Here is a 21,043-nt window from a genome sequence, read left to right as displayed (position 1 = left end):
TGCACCCGTTCCCATTCCGAACACGGCCGTGAAACGCCCCAGCGCCGATGGTACTTCGTCTTAAGACGCGGGAGAGTAGGTCGCTGCCAGGTCTGCAAAGCGCAAGAAAAACAACCGGATACGCCGCTCCCCTTCGAGGCAACGCCGAGAAGGACAAGGTAGCGGCGCAGATAAACTCTTCTCGACACACACAAACCTCGGCCCAGCCGAACAATGGGCCGCCCTCAAGCGGCCCTTTTGTTTGGTTAGACTGAAAACTCAGAAACAAACGAGATTTTGCTTCGCAAAACTCGGACCGGACAAACGGGATTTTGCCGAAGGCAAAACCCGGGAGAAAGCGGATAAACCGCAAAGCGGTTTACCGCGATGGCGCGGGGTGGAGCAGCCCGGTAGCTCGTCAGGCTCATAACCTGAAGGCCGCAGGTTCAAATCCTGCCCCCGCAACCAGATCAAACAAAGCCCGCAGGACAGCAATGTCCGCGGGCTTTTTGCCGTTCTGGAGCCCTCAAATCCGCGCCCCCAAGCAAGCACAAAACAAAATCAACAAAAATGCCACCTTCAAAGGCAGATGAACGCCGCGTCGCCCCCCGTGCCGAAAGAGAACGCGCCCGCTTGGGCCTACAGCGCCGCGCGTCTATTTAGACGCGCAAAGGTCGCTGTAACACTTTGAGTTGCTGCGTAATTCCTTAAATCGATTCCGATTTAAGGAATTACGCAGTAGGCAGGTGCGCGATGATGCGAAGCCCTCCAAGATGCGCCAGGCGAGCCGGACAGGCTCAACTCCGAGGCTCGGGTCGCAAGCGGCTTGCAACCGCCCTCGGCGACCGCAATAGGGGACGTTTCGCCGCTATACTCAGCCGAAAGCTTGCGGCCTCCTGGGCAGGCGACCAGGGGCCGCCCACGAAGTGTCTGCTGGTTGGCACACGAGGAACGCCGCCAAATCCAGTTGCAAAATATCGCCATGCGATCGATACGCGTTGCATCATTGTCTCGATGAACAACGCGAGTTTCACTACTCAAGATATGTTACAACCGACCAATTCGGAAAGTTCAGTCAAAAAAAGCTTTTTTCCTCAATAGCTTCGTGAAATTGGTCCAATCGGATTAATCCCCATTTTCTCATGACATGATGCATGTTCGGGCCTAGTATGCCCCCTTAGAGGTTGCAAACATCCTGGGGGTCGACTCGTGTCCATCAGTTCAGGAACGGTGCGCCGCAAAGGGCGCAATGCACCGACCGGCATCGTCATCGAACCGCACACGCTTGCCCGCACCGCCATCGTCACGCTCCTCGAGCGCGAACTTGCGGGATGGAACTTCATCGATATGATCTCGACAGCGAGCCTCGATCGGGCTCTGGGCATGGACGTGCGCCTGATCACGCTTGATCTGGCGGGGAGGGGGGTGCGAAGCGGTGGTCTGCTGGCCGACCTTGCCGCCGTTGCGGCTCGCTTTCCTGAGGCGCCGGTCGCTTTGTTGTCGGATACAGACGACAGCTCGATAGCGGCGCAGGCGCTCCAGATGGGCATCCGCGGCTTCTTTACCACATCGCTGCCGATTGAGATTGCCCTGGCTGGTTTGCGACTGGTGCTGGCAGGCGGGGTGTTCTGTCCGCATCCGCTGGGTGCGTTTACCGACGGCGCGACGCTGCACGTGGTGCCCGAGCATGCGGACCGAGAGATCAGGCGGTCGCGCGCCGACGAACTGATTCTGGCCGACTTCACGCCACGGGAAGCCGACGTGCTGGCCGAGCTGCAATGCGGCTCTTCCAACAAGGTTATCGCCGGCAAACTTAACCTGTCGGGCCACACGGTGAAAATGCATCTCCAGCATATCATGCGCAAGCTTCAGGTGCAGAACCGCACGGAGGTCGTCGCGCGACTGGGCGGCAGGCCCTCGTCCGGCAATGGAGCGGCGGTAACGTAGCCGTTGTCATTTCGAGGTTTTCTCCAACATCTCGCTCAGTGTCGCCGCCGTCAGCATGGCTTCGGCAAGCAGCTTCTTCAGCTTTTGGTTCTCCTGCTCGAGCGCCCGTATGCGTTTGACGTCGAAACCGACGGTTCGAAGCTGCGAGGATTGCCAGCGATAGAAGGTCGGTTCGCTGATGCCATAACGTTGGCAGACCTCCACCACCGTTGCGCCGGCCTGATGCTCCCTGAGGATGTCCATGATCTCATCGTCATCGAATTTTCGCTTGCCCATCATGGTATCCTTCGGTGGAACCAAGCCAGGGATGCAAGGGGCATCGGGCATCAATGGAGCACGAACCTCCATTCGCATCGCGCACAGAGCAGCCGGCTACAGCATGTTTCAGTCCTCACGAAATGCTCTGTTGAAACTGTCCAGCAGCGGTCTCAGCGCATAGAGGGCAACGCTGTTGCGTCCGGTCTCGATCAGCGTTTGGGCCGGCATGCCGGGCACAAGCTCGACGTCGCTCATCGTCGCCAGCCGCTCGTCGACCACATGGATCGTTGCGGCATAGTAGGACTGGCCGGTTTGCTTATCGACCAGACGGTCCGCCGAGACATATTCCACCTTGCCCTTCAGAAGCGGTACACGGTGCTGGTTGTAAGGCAGCAGGTGGACCTGTGCCTCAAGTCCCGGATGCACCAGATTGATGTCCTCGGGCCGCACCCGGGCCGAGACGATCAGGCGGCCCTTGCGTGGGACGAGGTCGACGAGCGGCTCGCCGGCACCGATGACGCCGCCGTTGGTATGGATCCGCAAATCCATGATCACGCCGTCTTCAGGCGCCTTGATCTCGGTTCTGGCAAGCTGATCATCGATCGCGCGCAACCTTTCGCTCAGTTGCAGGATCTGCGTTTCCGTTTCGCGCATCGTCTGCGCGACTTCGTTTAGCCGGTCGCTTCGAAGTTTGACGAGATAGGCCTGGGCTTCGCTGATCACCTGGTAGGCACGAGAAATCTGGGCGGCGATTTCTCCCAGCCGCCCGCTGATATCGGCCTTTTCGCGCTGCAGGTTGAGGACACGGCTTTTCTTCTCGAGCCCCTTGGCGGTCAACGTCGTGACGCTCTCAAGCTCCTGCCTGGAGATTTCGACCCGTTCGCTCAGCGCTGCCTTCTGGGCGGCAAGGCCGACGACTTCCTGCTGAACCTGCTTCATTCTTTCTTGGGTGATCGCAATCTCGGACAGCATGACCTGGCGACGGGTCTCGAAAATCCGCTGCTGCCCGATGACGATCGCCTTGACCGAGGGATTGTCGGCCATGACGGCCAGCATCTCGGTCGGGTAGGTTATGTTGTCGGCATCATCCTGCTCGGCCAGCAGGCGCGCGCGCCTGGCCTCTGCGTCCCAGAGCTGCCCCTGGAGGCTGTCGCGTTCCGAGCGGAATTTGGTGTCGTCCAGTTCGATCAGGACCTGGCCGGAGGTGACGGCATCGCCGTTCTTCACGCGGATCTGCCGGATGATCCCGCCTTCCAGATGTTGAATGGTCTTGCGGCTGCTTTCCGGCTCGACGACGCCGGAGGCGATTGCCGCACTGCTGAGCGGCGCCAGTGCCGACCACGTGCCAAGACCGATGACGAAGAAGCCGATCAGGAGATTGCCGGTCCAAGCGACGGAGCGCAGCCTGGACAGCGGCGAGGCGGCTGCGAGCTCGATCGGGTTGATGCCGTCCTGCGGTGAATAGGTCAGCAATTTTCCGATCGGACCTTGCGCCTTTGCCGAGCGGTTGGCCGTATTCGGGGTGGCAATGATCCGCGCGGACGGCGGTTCGATCTGAACAAGGTGCATGGTGCCGTCCCCCTCCTACGTTCCGGTTCGCGCCGGAGGCTGAAGATGGGTTTCGAAGATCTGCTCGCTGTCTCCGAAGGCGTCGACCGTGCCGTTGCGCAGAATGGCGATCTTGTTGGTAACGGGCAGAATTCCCATCCTATGGGTGATGATGACGACAATCATGCCGCGGGATCTCATTCGCGATATGGCGGTGAACAGCTTGCGCTCGCCGTCGTAGTCGAGGCTCGAGTTCGGATCGTCAAGCACCACCAGTGACGGATTGCCGTAGGCGGCACGCGCCAGCCCAAGCTGCTGGCGCTGCGCCCGCAGGAGTAGGCCGCCGCCTTCGCCGATATCGGTGTCGTAGCCCTTGGGCAGGCGCATGATCGTTTCGTGCAGCCCGACGAGCTTGGCTGCCTCGATCGCCTTGCCGGGATCCGCTCCGTCCAGCCGGCCGATGACGTCCTTGACGGCGCCGCCGAAGAGCTCGATGTCCTGCGGCAAGTAACCGACATGACATGTGCCTGCGCACAGGCGCAGGGCGGAGATGTCGACACCGCCAAGAAGTGCGCAGCCGCTCGTCGCCGGCTCGACGCCGGCGATGATACGACCGAGCGTCGATTTTCCCGATCCCGACGGCCCAATCAGGGCGACGCAATCGCCCGGCGCCAGCCGAAGCGTCACGCCCTGCAATATCTGGCGATCTGCGAAGGGGAGCGTATAGCCGACGCCCTCGAGAACGAGACCGCTGGGTTCGGGGACCGGAACCATGCGTGCGCCACTGTCCGCCGCGACGGCGATCAACATGGCATTGAGCCTGTTGAAGGAGTTGCGCGCAAAGGCGAAGGACCTCCAGGCGCCGATCGCCCCTTCAACAGGCGCAAGCCCGCGCCCGAGCAGCAAGCTTGCGACAAAGATGATGCCGGGGCTGCTGTTCTCCTCGAGCACAAGCAAGGTGGCCGCACCCATCATCAGAATTTGCGTAAGCGTCCTGACGGATTTCGACAAGCCCAGAATGATCTCCGTGCGATGCATTGCGTTGTCTTGCGCCTTTCGCGCCGTCTCGGCGTCGCGGTAGACGATCTGTGCGGCACCATCCTGCATACCCATCGCGCGGATCACCTGGATGTATTTGAGGGCGCTGGAAAAGCGCGTGTAGCTGCGGGCCAAGGTAAGGTTGGCGTGGGCCAGCGGCCGCCGCGTCGCCATCTCTGTCAAGATGGCAAGCAAAAGCAGGGTGAGCGCACTCAGAAGCCCGATGACGCCGAGCAGAGGATGAACGAGAAAGAGCAATAACAGGAAGACGGGCGCCCAGGGAATGTCGAAAAGCAGGGAACTGGCAGGCGAATCAAGGAACTGGCGCAGGATCGACAGGTCCTTGTAGCACTCGGTCGCGACACCCGCGTCGGTGCGCGCGCCATATTCGAAGGAAGCGGTGAGAACCACCGGCCGCAACCGATGATCAAGCCAACTGCCAATGCGTGAAAGGGCGGCGCGGCGCACGATATCCAGCAGCGACCCGACCACGACCGCGATCGCGATGATCAGCGTCAGCATCACCAGCGTATCAGCGCTGCGGCTCGACAGAACCCGATCGTAGATCTGCAGCAGATAGATGGACGGGGCGAGAAGAAAGAGGTTGTAGCCACAGCTATAGAGGAAGACCAAGCCGAAGGCCCCGGCGCAAGCCCGAAGGGCCATGACCAGATGCGTCGGTTCGCGCTGCAATGGTGTAGATTTCGCTGTCATTATCAGATCTCGGTGCAATCGATTCTGACAAGGCAAGGGTATCGGCCAAGGCACGGGAAGATGAGGATCACCGGCCGAAGCCGGCGATCCTCATGGCTGACTTCACGTCCCGATATCGCTCAGGTCGATGGTGCCGAATTCGTTACTGAAGTTGGCGAGCGCATTCGAAACCGTCGCGGTTTCGGTGTTCGTTGATGTGCTCGTGTTGGTTTCGGTCCACGGATTCGTGTGCACCAGGGCCGACGATATGTTGCCGCCTTGAGCAAAGTTGCCGTTGCCGCCGCCGCCGCCGACGCCGGCGAGAATGGTGGCGCTCTGATCAGCAACCAATTGCGTGTTCTGCGTTGCGGTGGTGTCGGCTGCCACGGCCGCTACATTGCCACCACTCGAGTTGCTCTGGTCGCCACTCGATGTGGGATTGCCGCCGGCGCCGCCCGCACCGCTATTGGTGAGGGTCGCAAAGACGGCGATCGGTACCTGAACAAGACCGCCGCCGTCAGCGCTGCCGGTTCCCCAGCCAGCGTTTTGCCAGACATCGTCGCCATTGTAGAGGTTGGTATAGGCGCCTTCGACGGTCTGCGTGTTGGCGACATAGGCCACTGGGTTGTAGTAGATATCACCATAGTTGAAGCCGTCGCCGCCGTTGCCGGCACTCGCGTCGCCAGCATCGGAATTGCTGAGATTGATCGTGTCAGATGCTTGCGGAATAGGCATAGCGTTGCTCCTCTATGTAGCTTACCCCGTGTTCTCGAGCGGTTTCGGTAGGATGCGACGTTGTCGCAGACGGGGTACCCGCAGACAGATGGTGCGCGTGATCGCCTGCGCGAACCAGCCGGACATTCGGGGACGTTCTTTTGGGTGGGGTATGTATAGGTGCCGATCCGGCCACAAAGGCTTGGCGCGCACAGGTTGGCAATCGCCACCACGCCATATATGCGCCAGGAGAAGCCACCAAGGGCACAGCCGGGGATGTCAGCCGTCCACGAAAGTCAGGATATCGTCGACGAGGGCCGAGTGCGCGTCGGACAGGTTGCCTTCGCCGCCAAGCCCGCCGATGCCACCGACCTGCAATGCGTGCTGGTCGTATAGGACGGTGTTGAGCTGTTGCGCATCCGCCGTGCCGCCGGCCGGAACGGCAATGTTGATCGGGTGGAAATAGCCGATACTGACATCGACCATGCTCCCGTTCGAATAGCCCGATCCGCCGCCGCCGGCCATCTGGCCGCCGGTGAAGATCGTGTCCGACGACAGGTTGAAACCGCCGCCGGCGCCGCCGATACCGGCGATCTGCATGCCGCCTTGATCGAAGATGGCGTTGTTGGTCTGGTGGGCTTGGGCGTCCCCGCCGGCAGCGCCAATTGCGATGTTGATCGGCGAAAAGACCGCGACGTTCACGTCGATCATGCTGCCGATGAAGGTGCCATCGCCGCCGTGTCCGGCGAAATTGTCGCCGGTGAAGGTGATGGATGTTCCGTGGCTGGCAGATGAGCCGCCGCCACCGCCGCTAATGTTGTTGTCGCCACCCGAACCGCCGATGCCGCCGATCTGGGTCGCACCCTGCAGCATCGCTGCGTTGTTGGTCTGGGTGGCCGTGGCTGTCGATTCCGGTCCTGCTGCAACGGCGGTGTTCACCGGGGCAAACACGCCCACGTCCGTGCTGACGAGGCCGCCGATGAAGGTGCCGCTGCCGCCGCCGCCGGCATTGCCGCCACCGCTGCCGGCCATGTTGCCGTTGCCGCCATCTCCGCCCATGCCGGCCATTTCGGTTGCATGTTGGTTGATCAGGGCGTTATTGCCCTGCTGGGCATCTGCCGCCGAGTGAGGGCCGGTGATGGCTGCGTTGGAGGGCATGAATACAGCCAGGGTATTGCTGCTGAGCGTGCCGATGCTCGTACCGTCGCCGCCGCTTCCGGCCGAATTACCATCCGGGTCGGGGACAAGCTCAAGGGGGAGCCAGGTGGGGACCAGCGCCAGATGTCCGCCGGCAGCTGTCGCGACCGTGTTCTGATTGGTGTTCGTGTTCGGCGCTTCTTCCGACAAGGGACGAGTTTCCGTCATCGCCGTCTCTCCAATCCACCTTTCAGCACAGGCCCTGCGACATCGCGCAGAACATGGGCCCGAATTGAACGGCTATTCTGTAGCCAGTTGCGGGAAAAGAAGAGCCTGCAATTCGTCTATATCCATTTGGGCAGGACCTAGCCGTTTGGCGGTAGCATCGCAGGCCTGGAGAGGTCGTTTGCCACAACCCAGAGAAGGTGCCTTCGCAGCGACATCATTTGTGCATTGAAAAAGAAAGACCTTATGCAGTAGTATCCGCGCACACTTGAGGCAGCCGAGGCGCTGCCGACATATCAGACCAGCAGCTAGGCAGACAGAGAGCGACGCACCAGCAGACAGGACAGGTGACGCGAGAATGCGTCCGATCGGGAGGGGAAATGGCAGTTCTGAGTGTCATCCGTTTGCATCGATCGATCTGCTTTCTGGCCACGGCCTGCTTGCTGATCCCGGAGCCCTACACCTACAATTTTCGGGCGTTTGCGCAGGAGCAAGCTGCTGCCGATCCTTCGGCGGCTCAGCAGGATGACGCGGATAGGCCTGCGCCCCTCAGCGAGGATGAACTCGAAGTCCTTGTCGCCCGTATCGCGCTCTACCCTGACGAGTTGGTCGCGCTCATCGCCTCAGCCTCGCTCTTTCCTTTGCAGATCGTCGAAGCGGAGCGCTATCTTGAAAACCTCAAGAAGAACAAGGATCTGAAGCCTAAGGACAGCTGGGACGGCAGCGTCATCTCGTTGCTGAACTATCCCGAGCTCGTCATGATGATGAGCGAGGATCTCGACTGGACGCAATCGCTGTCTGACGCCATGGCCTATCAGCAGAAGGATGTGCTGATCGCCATTCAGCAGCTTCGCGACAAGGCGGTTGCTTCGGGCGTGCTGAAGACCGACGACAAGATGAAGGTCGTTCAGGAGAACGACAACGTCATCATCCAGGCGGCCAATCCGGAAAAGATCTACGTGCCCCAATACGAGCCGGAGATGCTCTACGTGCCGGACTATGCGCCGGAGCCGCTGTCGTATTATCCGGAGCCATATCCGAGCTACTATTATCCGGCGGCGACGTTCTTTGCGGGTGCGGTGACCGGAGCGGTGTTCGGTGCGATTGTCGACTGGGATGACTGGGGCGTGTGGGGCGGTCGGTTCGATGGAGACATCGATGTGGACTGCAATCGTTGCTTCAACGACATCGATATCACCGGCAAGGTCAAGTTCAACGACATCGACTGGAAGAACGTCGACCGGAGCAAGATCAACATCGACAAGAGCCAGTTCGCCAAGCTCGACCGAACGAACATGAAGAACAGGCTCGAAGCCAACGGTCACAACAATATTCGCGACAAGGCCAAAATCACCCGAAGCAATGCGAGCGCAAGCCTGCGGCAGAAGGTCGACACGGGTTCCTTCAAGGATCTGAAGGATGTTCGGGCCAACAAGATCGATGGCGCAAAGAACCGAGCGGCGGCCGCAAGGCCGAACGCGGGGGCGGCCAACAGGCAGGCCGGTGCCGCCGCGGCGGCAAAGCGAGCCGGCAATGTCTCAAAACCCGGCGCCGGTTCCGGCGGCAAGATCAATCGGCCGGCGAGCAAGCCGCGTCCGGCAGGCAAAGTCGACAATCGTCCGCGCAAACCGTCAGGTCTCGGAGAAGTGCGTTCCGGCAAGGCGACGCAGATCCAGTCGCGGCGCGGCGGCCAGGCCCTCGGTGGCGGCGCCCGCAGCGGGCGCCCGCCGCATCGCTCCATCAGCCACGGCGGCGGTGGCGGTCGGTCTATGGCCCGGCACGGCGGTGGCGGCGGGGCCCGTCATGGTGGCGGCGGACGCGGTGGTGGCGGACGTCGTCGTTGAGCGCGCGAAACGGGAGGGAATGATCATGACCAAGCATCATCGTCAGAGCATGATTTTCCGTTCGGGTGTCGGGCTGTTGCTGCTCGGCCTGTCGGCCTACGCTGGAGTGTCGTTGGCGGCTGAGAGCGAGCCGGCTGAACTTGCAGACTATATCTCGCCGACCGATCCGCCCACCTTCGACGATCCGGACAAGGCGCTGACTGCCTTCAAGGAGGCAGTGAATTCGGGCGACATGGGCAAGCTAGCCGCGTTGCTGGGCCTTGATGCTGAAAAGCTCAAAACGAGCGAAGGGGTGATGAACACCTATGAGCAGATCAAGGCGGGCGCCGCCAAGAAGGTGACCCTGACGGACGCGGGCGACAACAAGATCATCGAGATCGGCGACCAGCTCTGGCCTTTGCCCTTCCCGATTACCAAGGGAGAAGACGGCAAGTGGGCCTTTGACACCTATGCCGGGATCGAAGAGATCATCAATCGCCGCGTCGGTGAGAATGAGCTTGAGGCGATCAACACGGTGCGAGCCTATGTGGACGCACAGGAGGAATACACCCAGGAAGATCACGATGGCGATGGCGTGTTCGAGTATGCCCAGAAACTGATATCGAGTGAAGGACAGACGGATGGCCTCTATTGGCCCGCAGAGCAGGGGGATGGCGACAGTCCCGCAGGAGATCTTTCACAAGCTCAGTTGGATAAAGCCAAAGCGAACGAAGGTTACTACGGCTATCGCTTCAAGATCCTGACGCGCCAGGGGGGAAACATCGCCGGCGGCGCCTACGACTACGTGATCAACGGCAACATGATCGCAGGTTTTGGGCTTGTTGCCTGGCCGGTTCGATATGGCGAGACGGGCATCCATACCTTCGTCGTCAACCGGAACGGCACCGTCTATCAGGCGGATCTCGGCGCGGGAACGGATACGATGGCGCGCGATATCAAGCAGTTCAATCCCAATGACAACTGGACCATTACCGAGGATTGAGCGCTATTGAGTATTGAAGACAAGATTAGCAAGAGTGCCGGCCAGGTGACGGAAACGTCACCGCGCCACGACCTTTTGCCAGGCGAGTATCTTGCCGCTCACGGCGGGCCGTTCTTCGAATTGCAGCGACGGCTTGGGCTGCTTCACGAACATTCGCTGAAAACCGGAAGACGGGCATTGCTTTTCGTTGCGCTTGCCTGGTTCGTGCCGCTCCTGCTCGGCCTGCCGCGCAGTTTCCTCGCCGCAGACACGCCGGGCTCTTACCTCGGGGATCTCGGTATTTGGGGCCGTTTCGTGCTCGGTATCGGTGCCTTCGTACTTGCCGAGCAGCAGGTGGAGCGCGGATTGCGCATCAAGCTCGGGCAGTTCCTGAAAGCCCCACTGATCGCGCCTGGTTCCGTCGCTTCTTTCGGCGATGCCGTGACGACGGCGCTCAAACGGCGCGATTCACGGATCGCTGAGGCCGTTTGCCTAGTCCTGGCCATTGCCGCCGCAGTGTTGGCCTTTGCCCATACCCACACGGCGACCGTGTCTTCCTGGGCAGTCGAGGTTTCGCCTGACGGCAACCGTCTTACGGCGACCGCCTGGTGGATGGTCTTCGTCAGCCAGCCGCTGTTTGTTTTCCTGCTGTTGCGTGGGTTGTGGCGCCACTTGGTGTGGGCGCAGCTTTTGCGCCGGATCGCACGGCTGGAACTCCGGCTGGTCGCAACTCATCCGGACGGAAATGGCGGGCTCGGCTTTCTTGCAGGCTATCCCAACGCGTATGTTCTTTTCATCTTCGGCGTCAGCGCGGCGATCGGCGCGGCAATCGCCAAACATCTGCTGCAGGAAAGCCTGACGACTACAACTTTCAGCATGATCGCAACCGGTTGGCTGGTGATCGTGATTGCTCTCTTTGCCTATCCGCTCTCGGCCTTCTCGAAGCCGCTTGCGGAATTGAAGGAACGCAGCCTGTTGATGCTGGGCACGCAGGCCACCCGCTATCAACGTTTGAACGAGCGCAAGATCATCGGGACGAACGTGGCGGCGGCAAGTGCCGACGAGGTGCAGCAGCAGGCCGACGACATCGCCGACCCGACAAAACAGTATGAGACGACGCGCAAGCTGTCGGCGATGCTGCTGAGCCGTACCGCGATCGTCCCGGTCGCGGCGGCGGCACTCCTGCCGATCGCCGCTGCCGGGGCTACCATTCTTCCCTACAAGGAAGTGTTCTCGGTTCTCAAGAAACTGCTGTTGCTCTGACCGGTTCTTGGCCGCCGCTTACGGCGCGGCACCGAAGAAGGCGAGGCGGCTGAAGAGCACATAGTGCGATTCCGATACCATCAGTGCGACGAAAACCAGCACCAGAAGTGGTGGCAGCAGGATTGCGTAGATCAACGCCAGGCGCTCCCAGGCCATATGCATGAAAACGGCAACGATGAGTCCTGCTTTCAGCATCATGAAAAGCAGGATCAACGACCACCTGAGATAGCCCTGCAGGCCGACATAGTCGACCAGATAGGAACAGGCGCTGAGCACGAAGAGCAGGCCCCAGACGAGCAGGTAAAGACTGATCGGGTGCTGCTGGTGCTCTGTCACCGCGGTATGTGCCGGTGTATCAGTCATGGCCGTTCCTCACCAGAGATAGAAGAATGCGAAGATGAAGACCCAGACGAGGTCGACGAAGTGCCAGTAGAGCCCAGTGATTTCAACGATCTCGTATTGCCCCTTGCGGCTGGTGAAAAAGCCGCGCTTGCCCGTTTCGAAGTCGCCGCGCCAGACCTTGCGCGCGATGATCAGCAGGAAGATAACGCCGATCGTCACGTGTGTGCCGTGGAAACCGGTGATCATGAAGAAGGTGGAGCCGAATTGGGCCGCACCCCATGGGTTGCCCCAGGGGCGCACGCCCTCGGAGATCAGCTTCGTCCATTCGAACGCCTGCATGCCGACGAAAGTGGCGCCGAAGAGCGCGGTCAGAAGCATGAGCGCAGCCGTCTTGCGCCGGTCGCGGCGATAGCCGTAGTTGACCGCCATGGCCATGGTGCCGCTCGATGAAATCAGCACGAAGGTCATGATGGCGATCAGGATCAGGGGGACGTCCGAGCCGCCGATATGCAGCGCAAACACCTCGCTCGGGTTCGGCCAGGGCACGGCGGTCGAGATGCGCGCCGACATATAGGCGACGAGGAAGCAGCCGAAGATGAAGGTGTCGCTGAGCAGAAAGATCCACATCATGGCCTTTCCCCAGGAGACATTCTTGAATGTGCGCTGATCCGATGCCCAATCGGCGGCAAAGCCGACCAGACCCGAGGGCCGGGGCAAGGGCTCTGTGACTGGTGCGTGTGTCGGCGCGGACATGGGACGGCTCCTAGCTCAAGATTTGCCGGCAGAGGTCGATGAAGTCGTTCGCCCAGCCGGAGAACAGTGCAAACAGCACGAGCCAGACAGCGAGCATGAAATGCCAGTAGGTGGCGCAAAGCGTGATCGACAGGGTTGCTCTTTCGTCGATCGGTCGCGCGCGTGTCGCAAGGATGGTGCGGGTAAGTGCGACCAGGCCGCCGACGATGTGCAGGCCGTGCATGCCGGTGATCATGTAGAAGAAGCTGTTGGCCGGATTGTCCGTGAGCAGATAGCCGGCGTCGGTGAGTTCGCGCCAGGCGAGGACCTGGCCGACGAGGAAGGCGAGGCCCGCGGCGAGCGCGGCGATGAGCGCCGAGCGGCTTTTCTCGTCACGATGGTGTTCGGCAGAGGCCTTGGCGGCATGGAGCAGCAGGCTTCCGGTTGCAAGTACCGCGGTGTTCACCCACAGGAGCTTCGGCATCGGTGTCGACCACCAGTCGGTCGATGCCATGCGCATGAAGTAGGCGCTGATGAACAGGGTGAACAGCGCGCTGACGACGGCGAGGAAGACGCCGAGCCCAAGTTTGGCCGGCTCGATCGGGTGCCGGCCCTGCGGGCGCGGATCGTGATGATGGCCGACCTCAAGCCAGGGTTTCGACATCATTCGTTGCTGCGACAGCCACCAGCCGGCGATCGCGGCGACGACGGCAAGGAAGATGAGCGTGATGCTCATGTCGCCGCCTCCCGCGTCAGGTTGCCGGGGCCGGGCTGGTTCTGCGGGATGAAATCTTCCGGCGCGCCCGGCACGCTGTAGTCATAGGCCCAGCGATAGACCACCGGCAGGTCCTTGCCCCAGTTGCCGTGGCGTGGCGGCGTTTCCGGCGTCTGCCATTCGAGCGTGGTTGCCCGCCAGGGGTTGCCGCCGGCATCACGGCCGTGGCGGATGCTCCAGACGAGATTGAAGAGGAAGACGATCTGTGCTGCGCCGACGATGAGGGCGGCGATGGTGATGAACTCGTTGAGCGTGTGGGCGGAGGCCGGGACGAAAGCGGTTTCGCCCATTTCGTAGTAGCGCCGGGGCACACCGATCAGGCCGAGATAGTGCATCGGGAAGAAGATGAGGTAAGCCCCGACGAAGGTGACCCAGAAGTGAAGCTGGCCCAGCGCCTCGTTGAGCATCCGGCCGGTGACCTTCGGATACCAGTGATAGATGGCACCGAAGATGACGAGGATGGGTGCTACACCCATGACCATATGGAAATGGGCAACCACGAACATCGTATCGGAAAGCGGCACGTCGACGACGACATTGCCGAGGAAGAGGCCGGTCAGGCCGCCATTGACGAAGGTGACGATGAAGCCGAGCGCAAACAGCATCGGCAAAGTGAGGTGGATATCGCCGCGCCACAGCGTCAGCACCCAGTTGTAGACCTTCAGCGCCGTCGGCACGGCGATGATCAGCGTCGTGGTGGCGAAGAAGAAGCCGAAATAGGGGTTCATGCCGCTGACATACATGTGGTGCGCCCAGACGACGAAGGAGAGCGCACCGATGATGACGATTGCCCAGACCATCATGCGGTAGCCGAAGATGTTCTTGCGGGCATGGGTGCTGATGAGATCGGAGACGATGCCGAAGGCGGGTAGCGCGACGATGTAGACTTCGGGGTGGCCGAAGAACCAGAAGAGATGCTGGAACAGGATCGGGCTGCCGCCGCCGTGCTGCAGCTGTTCGCCCATCTCGACGATCGCCGGCATGAAGAAGCTGGTGCCGAGCACCCGATCGAACATCATCATGACGCAGGCGACGAAGAGGGCGGGGAAGGCGAGCAGCGCCATCACGGTCGCAGTGAAGATGCCCCAGATGGTCAGCGGCATGCGCATCAGAGTCATGCCGCGCGCGCGGCCCTGGAGAACGGTGACGACATAGTTGAGCCCGCCCATGGTGAAACCGATGATGAAGAGGATGAGCGAGGAGAGCATCAGGAGAATGCCCCAGTCCTTGCCGCCGGGGGTGCCTGAGAGCACCGCTTGCGGCGGATAGAGCGTCCAGCCCGCGCCGGTCGGCCCACCGGGTGCGAAGAAACTGGCGGCGAGCACGAGCACGGCAAGCAGATAGATCCAGTAGCTCAGCATGTTGGCGTAGGGAAACACCATGTCGCGTGCGCCGAGCATCAGCGGGATGAGGTAGTTGCCGAAGCCGCCGAGAAACAGTGCGGTCAGCAAATAGATCACCATGATCATGCCGTGCATGGTGATGAACTGGTAATAGCGCTCCGCATCGATGAAGGCGAAGGCTCCGGGATAGCCGAGTTGCAGGCGCATCAGCCAAGAGAGAACCAGCGCGACCATGCCGATGGCGATGGCGGTCGAGGCATATTGTACGGCGATGATCTTGGCGTCCTGGCTGAAGACGTATCGCGTCCACCAGCTGTGGGGATGGTAGAGTTCAACATCCTCCACCTCGGCGTGTTCAAGCGCCCCATCTGTGCCTAACCGGATATCGACCATCTAAACTCTCCCAACAATGGCCGTCGGGGCGCCTCCTACCGCGCCGGGGCGGCATTTTCTGCCTGTGCCGTTTCCTTCGTTTGCGCTGCTGCCATCAACTGCGAAAAGGTCTGCTGGCTTGCGAGCCAGGTCTGGTAATCGGCTTCGCTGTCGACGACGACGGTTCCGCGCATCTGCGGGTGGCCGACGCCGCAGAGCTCCGCACAGAGCACCTCGAAGGTGCCGGTGCGCGTGGGGGTCATCCAGAAATAGGTGACCATGCCGGGCACCATATCCATTTTGGCGCGGAACTCCGGCACGTAGAAATCATGCAGCACGTCGACCGAGCGCAGCAGCACCTTGACCGGCTTGCCGATCTCGAGGTGCAGCTCGCCGCCTTCGATGACGATGTCGTCGAGGGCGGCCGTGTCGTTGCGGTTGAGGCCGAGCGAGTTTTCCGGCGAGATGTCGCGCGTCTCGGAGGTGCCGAGCTTGCCGTCGACGCCGGGCAGGCGGTAGCTCCACAGCCATTGCTGGCCGACGACTTCGACCTCGCTGGCACCCGCGGGCACGGTGACGAACTGATGCCAGACGAACAGGCCGGGCGTCAGCATCGCGGCGACGCCGAGCGTCGTGCCGGCGGCAAGCCAGCTTTCCAGCTTCTTGTTTTCCGGTTCATAGGCCGCCCGGTTTCCCGGGCGGTGCTGAAAACGCAGGACACAGTACGCCATGAACAGCACGACGGCAACGAAGACGACGCCGGTGATCCAGAAGGTGATGATAAGCGTATTGTCTATGTAGTTCCAGTTGGACGCGATCGGCGTCCACCACCACGGGCTCAACAAATGGAACAACACCGATCCGGCGGCCAGCAAAACCAGAATAACCACCACGGCCATTTCTTGTCCCTCCTCGCCGCTCGCGGCTGTGGGCATGAATACGCAATCCGTAGAGTTCTAAATGCAATTATTGCACGAACGGAAAACGCTCGCAATTGACCGTTCGGTTGAGCGCCAGTGCGGCGTTTCCGACCGTCTCGTCTATTGCGAATATTGCTTGAGATAGGCAAGCAGGTTGAGGATATCGTCCTCGTCCTTCAGGCCGGGAAAGACCATCTTGGTGCCCTTCACCTTCGCCTTCGGATTGTGGAGATAGTCGCGCAACGTTGCCTCGTCCCAGACAAGCCCACCCTTGCCGGCATCGATCATCGCCGGCGAATATTTGAAGCTGGGATGCGTGCCGGCGGTGCGGCCGAGCACATGGTTGAGCGACGGGCCCACCTTGTTGGTATCACTGTCGACGACATGACAGATCGCGCATTTCTTGAAGACGGTGGCGCCGGCGTCCGCATCGCCCTCTTGCGCGAGGGCGGCGACGGGACAGAGCAACGCTGTCGAAAAGGCAAGGGCAACAACAAAGTTTCGCATGATACTTCCTCAAAATCGCCGGGCGCGGGGCAAGGAAGGCTATCGTCAATTCGTCGTCTTGGCGGTACTTGCTTCTCTCAATTGGGCGCCACGGGCGGTTGATACTTGCGACGGCATGACGGTACGCCTCGTCCGTAAGATGTCAATCTCCGGACTTGGGCGATACCGTCTGCGCCGCGTCAGTCTCCGGCAAACACTACGGGCGACGCTGCAATCAGACCCGATTCCCGGCGGCGTCGAAGAAGTGCAGCCGCTCGGGCGGCAGCCGCACGGGGATCTCGCCCGCTGCCTTAAGAAAGGTGCGGTCGTTGGTAAAGGCCTTGAAGCTCGCCTTGCCGAAGGACAGATGCAGGATGATGCCGAAGCCGGTCGGCTCAACCAGTTCGACGGTCGCCTTCAGCGCATCCGGTGCCGTGGTGCCGATCTCGACATGTTCCGGACGGATGCCGAGCGTCGCGCGGGCGCCATCCGTCAGTTGTGCGTGCACTTGCGCCGGAATGGTCACGCCGCCATGTGTCTCGAAGCGTGGCGTCGCACCATTGCGATAGGTGCCTTCGAAGAAGTTCATGCCGGGCGAGCCGATGAAGCCGGCCACGAAGAGGTTTGCCGGGCGATCGTAGAGGTCGAGCGGGCTGCCGACCTGCTGCACGAAGCCGCCGTTCATGGCGACGATCCGGTCGGCAAGCGTCATGGCCTCGATCTGGTCGTGGGTGACGTAGATAGAAGTGGCGCCCAGATCCTTGTGCAGTTTCTTGATCTCGGCACGCATCTGTTCGCGCAGCCGCGCGTCGAGGTTCGACAGCGGCTCGTCGAAGAGAAAGGCCTTGGGTTCGCGCACAATGGCGCGGCCCATGGCGACGCGCTGACGCTGGCCGCCGGAAAGGGCGCGCGGGCGGCGCTCCAGCAGCGGATCGAGCCCGAGCTTGGCGGCAGCGCCCGAAACGACGCTGGCGATCTTCTCCTTGGCGGTCTTCCTGAGCCTCAGGCTATAGCTCATGTTCTTGGCCACCGACATATGCGGATAAAGCGCATAGGACTGGAAGACCATGGCGATGTCGCGGTCCTTCGGTGCCAGTTCGTTGACGCGCTTGCCGGCGATGCGGATTTCGCCTGAAGTGACGCTTTCAAGGCCGGCGATCATCCGCAGCAGGGTGGATTTGCCGCAGCCCGACGGGCCGACAAGCACGACGAATTCGCCGTCGCCGATCTTCAGGTCGACGTCGTGCAGGACCGGGTGGATACCATAGGATTTACGGATGTTGGCGATATCGATGGAAGCCATGAAACAATCCTCAGCCTTTGACCGCGCCGGCCGTCAGGCCTTGGACGAGATAGCGTTGAATGAGCAGGAAGAAGAGGCAGGCCGGGATCAGCGCCAGCACGCCGGCGGCCATCATCTGGCCGAAGTCGACCGAGAATTTCGACACGAACGACAGCAATCCAACGGGGAAAGTCGCCTGGTCGTTGCCCGAGATCAGCATCAGCGAAAACAGAAGCTCGCTCCAGGCGGCCGTGAAGACGAAGCCGAGTGTCGCTGCAATGCCGGGCAGTGTCAGCGGCAGGATGATCTGGCGGAACGCCACGAACTGGGTGGCGCCGTCGATCATCGCCGCCTCTTCGAGGTCCTTCGGAATGCCGTCGAAGAAGGACTGCATCAGGAATGTGGCAAACGGCACGTTGAAGGCAGTGTAGACAATGACGAGGCCAGTCAGGCTATTGGTCAGGCCGAGCGGCGACAGGATCTTGAAGATCGGCGCGACCAGCATGACGAGCGGGAACATCTGCGTCAGCAGCATCAGCGCCACCAGCCAGTATTTTCCGCGGAAATTGAAGCGTGACAGCGCGTAGCCGGAAAGCGATGCAAGGATGGTGACGATGACGGCCGTCGAGCCTGAGACGATCAGGCTGTTGCGGAAGAACACCGGGAAGGCGCTGTGGCGCAGCACGAAATCGAAATGCTCGAGACTGGCGCGCGACGGCCAGAGGCGAATGCCTTCGGAATAAAGCAGATCGTTCGGCGTCACGGCTACTTTCAACAGCCAGTAGAGTGGGAAAAGCGCGAAGGCGATATAGGCGAGGATCGCCAGCCGATGCGCGGTCACGAGAAGGATAGGTTTGGCGCGCATCGGTCTCAATCCTTGCTCAGCAGCCATTGGCGCAGGATGACGATCAGCATGGAATAGGCGAGCAGCAGTGCCAGAAGCACCAGCGCGATCGCCGAGGCGTAGCCGAAGTCGAGCCGCTTGAAGGCCTGGGTGAAGATGTAGCTGGCGACGATCTGGGTGCGATCGGCCGGTCCGCCATTGGTCATGACGATGATCAGGTCGGCGAAGTTCGAGATCCAGACGGTGCGAAGCAAAATGGTGATGGCGATCGTCGGCGCCAGGAAGGGCAGGGTGATCGACAGGAACCGCTGCACCGGGCCGGCGCCGTCGATGCTGGCCGCCTCATAGAGATCGCGCGGGATCGCCTGCAGTGCGGCGAGCAAGGTGATGGCGAAGAACGGGATGCCCCACCAGACATTGGCGATGATCGGCCCCCACATCGCCAGCTGTGGGTCGGACAGGATGTTGGACGGCTCACTCATGATGCCGAGCGCGTAAAACCAGTGCGGCAGCGGCCCGACGACCGGATTGAACAGCCAGGACCAGTTGAGGCCGGCAAGGAAGCTCGGCACCGCCCAGGGCAGGAAGACGAGCGCCTGCGCCAGACCGCGGCCGTAGAACGGCTTGTCGAGCAGCAGCGCCAGGACGAGCCCGAGGAGGAACTGCAGGAAGACGGAGGCGCCGGTCCACCACAGCGTGTTGCGCAGCGCCCGGTAGAAGGCCTGATCCTGCGACAGGGCCCGGAAGTGATCGAGGCCGATAAAGGCACCGGAGAACGGATTGAGCAGCTGGATATCGCGGAAGGCGTAGGAAACGCCCAGCGCCAGCGGCACGAGCATGACGGTAACGATCAGGATCAGCGCCGGCGCGCTATAGAGATAGGGCGCGGCGCCATCGGCGATATTCTTCATCAGCGGCCGGCGTACGGGCAGGCCGTCATGGTGGGCGGCATAGGCCATCGGTCGAAATTTCCCCTGTGTGGCCGCCAGTTTTCTCGGCGTGCCCTGTTCTCAAGACATCGGGTGACCGGCGGCGGTCAGGGCCGCCGCCGGTCGAAGGCTCACTTCTTGGCGAGGTGCTTCTGCTGCGCCTTGGTGAGATACTCCGCCCACTGGGTGGCCAGATCCGTCGGCGTGATGTCGCCGAGCAGGGCTTCCTGGGTCGTCTTGATCGCCAGCGAATCCTTGAAGAAGGCGAATTCTTCGAGGTAGGTCGGCATCACCGTCAGGACGACGTCCTTGTCGGCAAGCTCGTCGAACCAGCCCTTGAACTGCGGGCTGGCATAGAAGGGGTCCTTTTCCGCCGACTTGTGCACAGGCAGCGCGCCGGTGCGCTTGTTCCATTCAATGTTGCCTTCAGGCCCTTCGAGCGTTTCGATCAGCTTCCAGGAGAGGTCCTTGTTCTGGCTGGCGGACAGCATCGACCAGCCGGCAAAGCCGATGGTGGTGAAGGCCTTGCCGCTCGGGCCCTTCGGCATGGTGGTGACGCCGAAGTCTTCCGACTTCATCCGTTCGGCAATGGCGATCAGCGCGTCCGGATCCTGGTCGAGGAAGGCGCAGGTGCCACTGTAGAAACCGGCGACGATTTCGTTGAAGCCCCAGTTGACGCTGTCCTTCGGTGCGAGCCCGTTCTTATAGAGGTCGATCACCCAGGTGAGACCCTTGACCCAGCCTTCGCTGTTCATCGTCGAGGTGCCGTCCTCGTTGAAGAAGGTGTTGCTGCCGGCCATCGTCGCGCCGAACATCACCCAGCCGTTGAGGCCGCCCGGACCGCCGCGCAGGCAGTAGCCGGACTTGCCCGGCAGCTTGGAGACGGCTTCCGACGCCTTGACGAAATCGTCCATGGTCTTCGGCGGCTCGCTGACGCCGGCTTCCGACAGCAGCTTCTTGTTGTAGAACATCGCGCGCAGATAGAAGCCGTAGGGCAGCATGTAGGCTGTGTCGTTGATGTCGCGGCCGAGCTCGAGCGTGCGCTCCGTCAGGCCCGGCGTGTGCTCCCACTTTTCGAGATAGGGCTCGAGGCTTTCGAGCATGCCGTTGTTGGCGTAGAGCGAAAGCCAGGTGTCCGGCATCTCCATGACGTCGGGCAGTTCGCCGGCCGAAACCATGGTCGCGAACTTCTGGAAGGCTTCGCCCCAGGGCAGCGAGATGATCTCGACCGTAGTGCCCGGATTTGCCGCCTCGAACTTGGCGACGATCGACTTCAGCGTTTCGGTGCGCTCGGGGCTGGTGATGACTTCGACGAGCTTCAGCTTGGTGTCGGCCAGCGCGCTTCCTGCCATCAGGGTGGCAAGCAGAGTGGCGGTAATCAGTTTCCTCATTTTTGTTCCCTTTGTTTTTT

At 61.3% G+C, this 21,043-nt stretch carries 19 protein-coding genes, 1 tRNA gene and 1 rRNA gene; 6 read left to right on the top strand and 15 right to left on the bottom strand.

Annotation, left to right across the window (positions count from 1 at the left end; genetic code table 11):
* From rrf to BC360_RS20950, 3 genes are all read left to right on the top strand, one after another.
* Positions 1–92 (top strand): 5S ribosomal RNA (gene rrf / locus BC360_RS20960); the annotation flags it as partial.
* A 278-nt stretch (positions 93–370) separates the two neighbouring features.
* Positions 371–447: transfer RNA gene (locus BC360_RS20955), tRNA-Met, on the top strand.
* Positions 448–1,188: 741 nt separating this feature from the next.
* Positions 1,189–1,926: a helix-turn-helix transcriptional regulator gene (locus tag BC360_RS20950; RefSeq protein ID WP_065796778.1), complete on the top strand. Its 738-nt coding sequence runs from the start codon at positions 1,189–1,191 to the stop codon at positions 1,924–1,926.
* Between the two features lie 6 nt (positions 1,927–1,932).
* On the opposite strand, the gene BC360_RS20945 is transcribed toward BC360_RS20950, so the two are convergent.
* The 5 genes from BC360_RS20945 to BC360_RS20925 all read right to left on the bottom strand — a co-directional run bounded on the left by BC360_RS20945 (position 1,933) and on the right by BC360_RS20925 (position 7,542).
* The gene (locus BC360_RS20945) at positions 1,933–2,205 is read right to left on the bottom strand and encodes a transposase (RefSeq protein WP_208858208.1); all 273 of its coding nucleotides are present in this window, start codon (positions 2,203–2,205) and stop codon (positions 1,933–1,935) included.
* A 105-nt stretch (positions 2,206–2,310) separates the two neighbouring features.
* Positions 2,311–3,753 (bottom strand): HlyD family type I secretion periplasmic adaptor subunit, encoded by a 1,443-nt coding sequence (locus BC360_RS20940; protein WP_065796777.1) that lies wholly within the window; start codon positions 3,751–3,753, stop codon positions 2,311–2,313.
* Between the two features lie 15 nt (positions 3,754–3,768).
* Complete coding sequence (locus tag BC360_RS20935; protein WP_065796776.1) at positions 3,769–5,484, bottom strand: type I secretion system permease/ATPase; 1,716 nt, start codon at positions 5,482–5,484, stop codon at positions 3,769–3,771.
* A gap of 102 nt (positions 5,485–5,586) precedes the next feature.
* A complete protein-coding gene (locus BC360_RS20930; RefSeq protein WP_065783616.1) occupies positions 5,587–6,198 on the bottom strand; it encodes a PE-PGRS family protein in 612 nt (203 codons plus the stop codon).
* A gap of 258 nt (positions 6,199–6,456) precedes the next feature.
* Entirely contained in the window at positions 6,457–7,542 is a 1,086-nt protein-coding gene (locus tag BC360_RS20925) for a hypothetical protein (RefSeq protein ID WP_065783617.1), read from the bottom strand.
* 377 nt (positions 7,543–7,919) lie between these two features.
* Between BC360_RS20925 and BC360_RS20920 the strand changes: the two genes are divergently transcribed.
* From BC360_RS20920 to BC360_RS20910, 3 genes are read left to right on the top strand one after another with little or no spacing between them, the layout of a single operon-like run.
* Positions 7,920–9,383 (top strand): DUF3300 domain-containing protein, encoded by a 1,464-nt coding sequence (locus BC360_RS20920; RefSeq protein WP_083222665.1) that lies wholly within the window; start codon positions 7,920–7,922, stop codon positions 9,381–9,383.
* Between the two features lie 25 nt (positions 9,384–9,408).
* Positions 9,409–10,365, top strand: coding sequence for a DUF2950 domain-containing protein (locus BC360_RS20915; protein ID WP_065796784.1), 957 nt, complete (start codon positions 9,409–9,411; stop codon positions 10,363–10,365).
* 6 nt (positions 10,366–10,371) lie between these two features.
* The gene (locus BC360_RS20910) at positions 10,372–11,607 is read left to right on the top strand and encodes a hypothetical protein (protein ID WP_139110136.1); all 1,236 of its coding nucleotides are present in this window, start codon (positions 10,372–10,374) and stop codon (positions 11,605–11,607) included.
* An 18-nt stretch (positions 11,608–11,625) separates the two neighbouring features.
* Here the strand turns inward: BC360_RS20910 and BC360_RS20905 are convergent, their stop codons facing one another.
* The 10 genes from BC360_RS20905 to BC360_RS20860 all read right to left on the bottom strand — a co-directional run bounded on the left by BC360_RS20905 (position 11,626) and on the right by BC360_RS20860 (position 21,023).
* Positions 11,626–11,970: a cytochrome C oxidase subunit IV family protein gene (locus BC360_RS20905; protein WP_065783620.1), complete on the bottom strand. Its 345-nt coding sequence runs from the start codon at positions 11,968–11,970 to the stop codon at positions 11,626–11,628.
* Positions 11,971–11,979: 9 nt separating this feature from the next.
* A complete protein-coding gene (locus BC360_RS20900) occupies positions 11,980–12,702 on the bottom strand; it encodes a heme-copper oxidase subunit III family protein (protein WP_065783621.1) in 723 nt (240 codons plus the stop codon).
* A gap of 10 nt (positions 12,703–12,712) precedes the next feature.
* A complete protein-coding gene (locus BC360_RS20895; RefSeq protein ID WP_065783622.1) occupies positions 12,713–13,417 on the bottom strand; it encodes a cytochrome c oxidase subunit 3 in 705 nt (234 codons plus the stop codon).
* The gene (ctaD, locus tag BC360_RS20890; RefSeq protein WP_065796774.1) at positions 13,414–15,192 is read right to left on the bottom strand and encodes a cytochrome c oxidase subunit I; all 1,779 of its coding nucleotides are present in this window, start codon (positions 15,190–15,192) and stop codon (positions 13,414–13,416) included. Before ctaD ends, BC360_RS20895 begins: the two co-directional genes overlap by 4 nt.
* Before the next feature lie 35 nt (positions 15,193–15,227).
* The gene (locus BC360_RS20885) at positions 15,228–16,070 is read right to left on the bottom strand and encodes a cytochrome c oxidase subunit II (protein ID WP_065796773.1); all 843 of its coding nucleotides are present in this window, start codon (positions 16,068–16,070) and stop codon (positions 15,228–15,230) included.
* Between the two features lie 141 nt (positions 16,071–16,211).
* Positions 16,212–16,598, bottom strand: a complete 387-nt coding sequence (locus BC360_RS20880; RefSeq protein ID WP_065796772.1) for a c-type cytochrome — start codon at positions 16,596–16,598, stop codon at positions 16,212–16,214.
* 214 nt (positions 16,599–16,812) lie between these two features.
* Positions 16,813–17,880 (bottom strand): ABC transporter ATP-binding protein, encoded by a 1,068-nt coding sequence (locus BC360_RS20875; RefSeq protein ID WP_065796771.1) that lies wholly within the window; start codon positions 17,878–17,880, stop codon positions 16,813–16,815.
* A gap of 10 nt (positions 17,881–17,890) precedes the next feature.
* Complete coding sequence (locus BC360_RS20870; protein WP_065783627.1) at positions 17,891–18,724, bottom strand: carbohydrate ABC transporter permease; 834 nt, start codon at positions 18,722–18,724, stop codon at positions 17,891–17,893.
* 5 nt (positions 18,725–18,729) lie between these two features.
* A complete protein-coding gene (locus BC360_RS20865) occupies positions 18,730–19,662 on the bottom strand; it encodes a carbohydrate ABC transporter permease (protein ID WP_065796770.1) in 933 nt (310 codons plus the stop codon).
* A 101-nt stretch (positions 19,663–19,763) separates the two neighbouring features.
* Complete coding sequence (locus BC360_RS20860; RefSeq protein ID WP_065783629.1) at positions 19,764–21,023, bottom strand: ABC transporter substrate-binding protein; 1,260 nt, start codon at positions 21,021–21,023, stop codon at positions 19,764–19,766.
* Positions 21,024–21,043: the final 20 nt, after the last annotated feature.

Source organism: Ensifer sp. LC163 (assembly GCF_001695855.1).
In the GTDB taxonomy this organism is placed as follows: Bacteria; Pseudomonadota; Alphaproteobacteria; order Rhizobiales; family Rhizobiaceae; genus Ensifer.
This window is presented reverse-complemented; position numbering and strand designations above follow the sequence as displayed.

Coding starts and splice junctions, on each gene's coding strand:
- BC360_RS20945 (WP_208858208.1), bottom strand. CDS start 2,205: ATGATGGGCAAGCGAAAATTCGATGACGATGAGATCATGGACATCCTC.
- BC360_RS20940 (WP_065796777.1), bottom strand. CDS start 3,753: ATGCACCTTGTTCAGATCGAACCGCCGTCCGCGCGGATCATTGCCACC.
- BC360_RS20935 (WP_065796776.1), bottom strand. CDS start 5,484: ATGACAGCGAAATCTACACCATTGCAGCGCGAACCGACGCATCTGGTC.
- BC360_RS20930 (WP_065783616.1), bottom strand. CDS start 6,198: ATGCCTATTCCGCAAGCATCTGACACGATCAATCTCAGCAATTCCGAT.
- BC360_RS20925 (WP_065783617.1), bottom strand. CDS start 7,542: ATGACGGAAACTCGTCCCTTGTCGGAAGAAGCGCCGAACACGAACACC.
- BC360_RS20920 (WP_083222665.1), top strand. CDS start 7,920: ATGGCAGTTCTGAGTGTCATCCGTTTGCATCGATCGATCTGCTTTCTG.
- BC360_RS20915 (WP_065796784.1), top strand. CDS start 9,409: ATGACCAAGCATCATCGTCAGAGCATGATTTTCCGTTCGGGTGTCGGG.
- BC360_RS20905 (WP_065783620.1), bottom strand. CDS start 11,970: ATGACTGATACACCGGCACATACCGCGGTGACAGAGCACCAGCAGCAC.
- BC360_RS20900 (WP_065783621.1), bottom strand. CDS start 12,702: ATGTCCGCGCCGACACACGCACCAGTCACAGAGCCCTTGCCCCGGCCC.
- BC360_RS20895 (WP_065783622.1), bottom strand. CDS start 13,417: ATGAGCATCACGCTCATCTTCCTTGCCGTCGTCGCCGCGATCGCCGGC.
- ctaD (WP_065796774.1), bottom strand. CDS start 15,192: ATGGTCGATATCCGGTTAGGCACAGATGGGGCGCTTGAACACGCCGAG.
- BC360_RS20885 (WP_065796773.1), bottom strand. CDS start 16,070: ATGGCCGTGGTGGTTATTCTGGTTTTGCTGGCCGCCGGATCGGTGTTG.
- BC360_RS20880 (WP_065796772.1), bottom strand. CDS start 16,598: ATGCGAAACTTTGTTGTTGCCCTTGCCTTTTCGACAGCGTTGCTCTGT.
- BC360_RS20875 (WP_065796771.1), bottom strand. CDS start 17,880: ATGGCTTCCATCGATATCGCCAACATCCGTAAATCCTATGGTATCCAC.
- BC360_RS20870 (WP_065783627.1), bottom strand. CDS start 18,724: ATGCGCGCCAAACCTATCCTTCTCGTGACCGCGCATCGGCTGGCGATC.
- BC360_RS20865 (WP_065796770.1), bottom strand. CDS start 19,662: ATGGCCTATGCCGCCCACCATGACGGCCTGCCCGTACGCCGGCCGCTG.
- BC360_RS20860 (WP_065783629.1), bottom strand. CDS start 21,023: ATGAGGAAACTGATTACCGCCACTCTGCTTGCCACCCTGATGGCAGGA.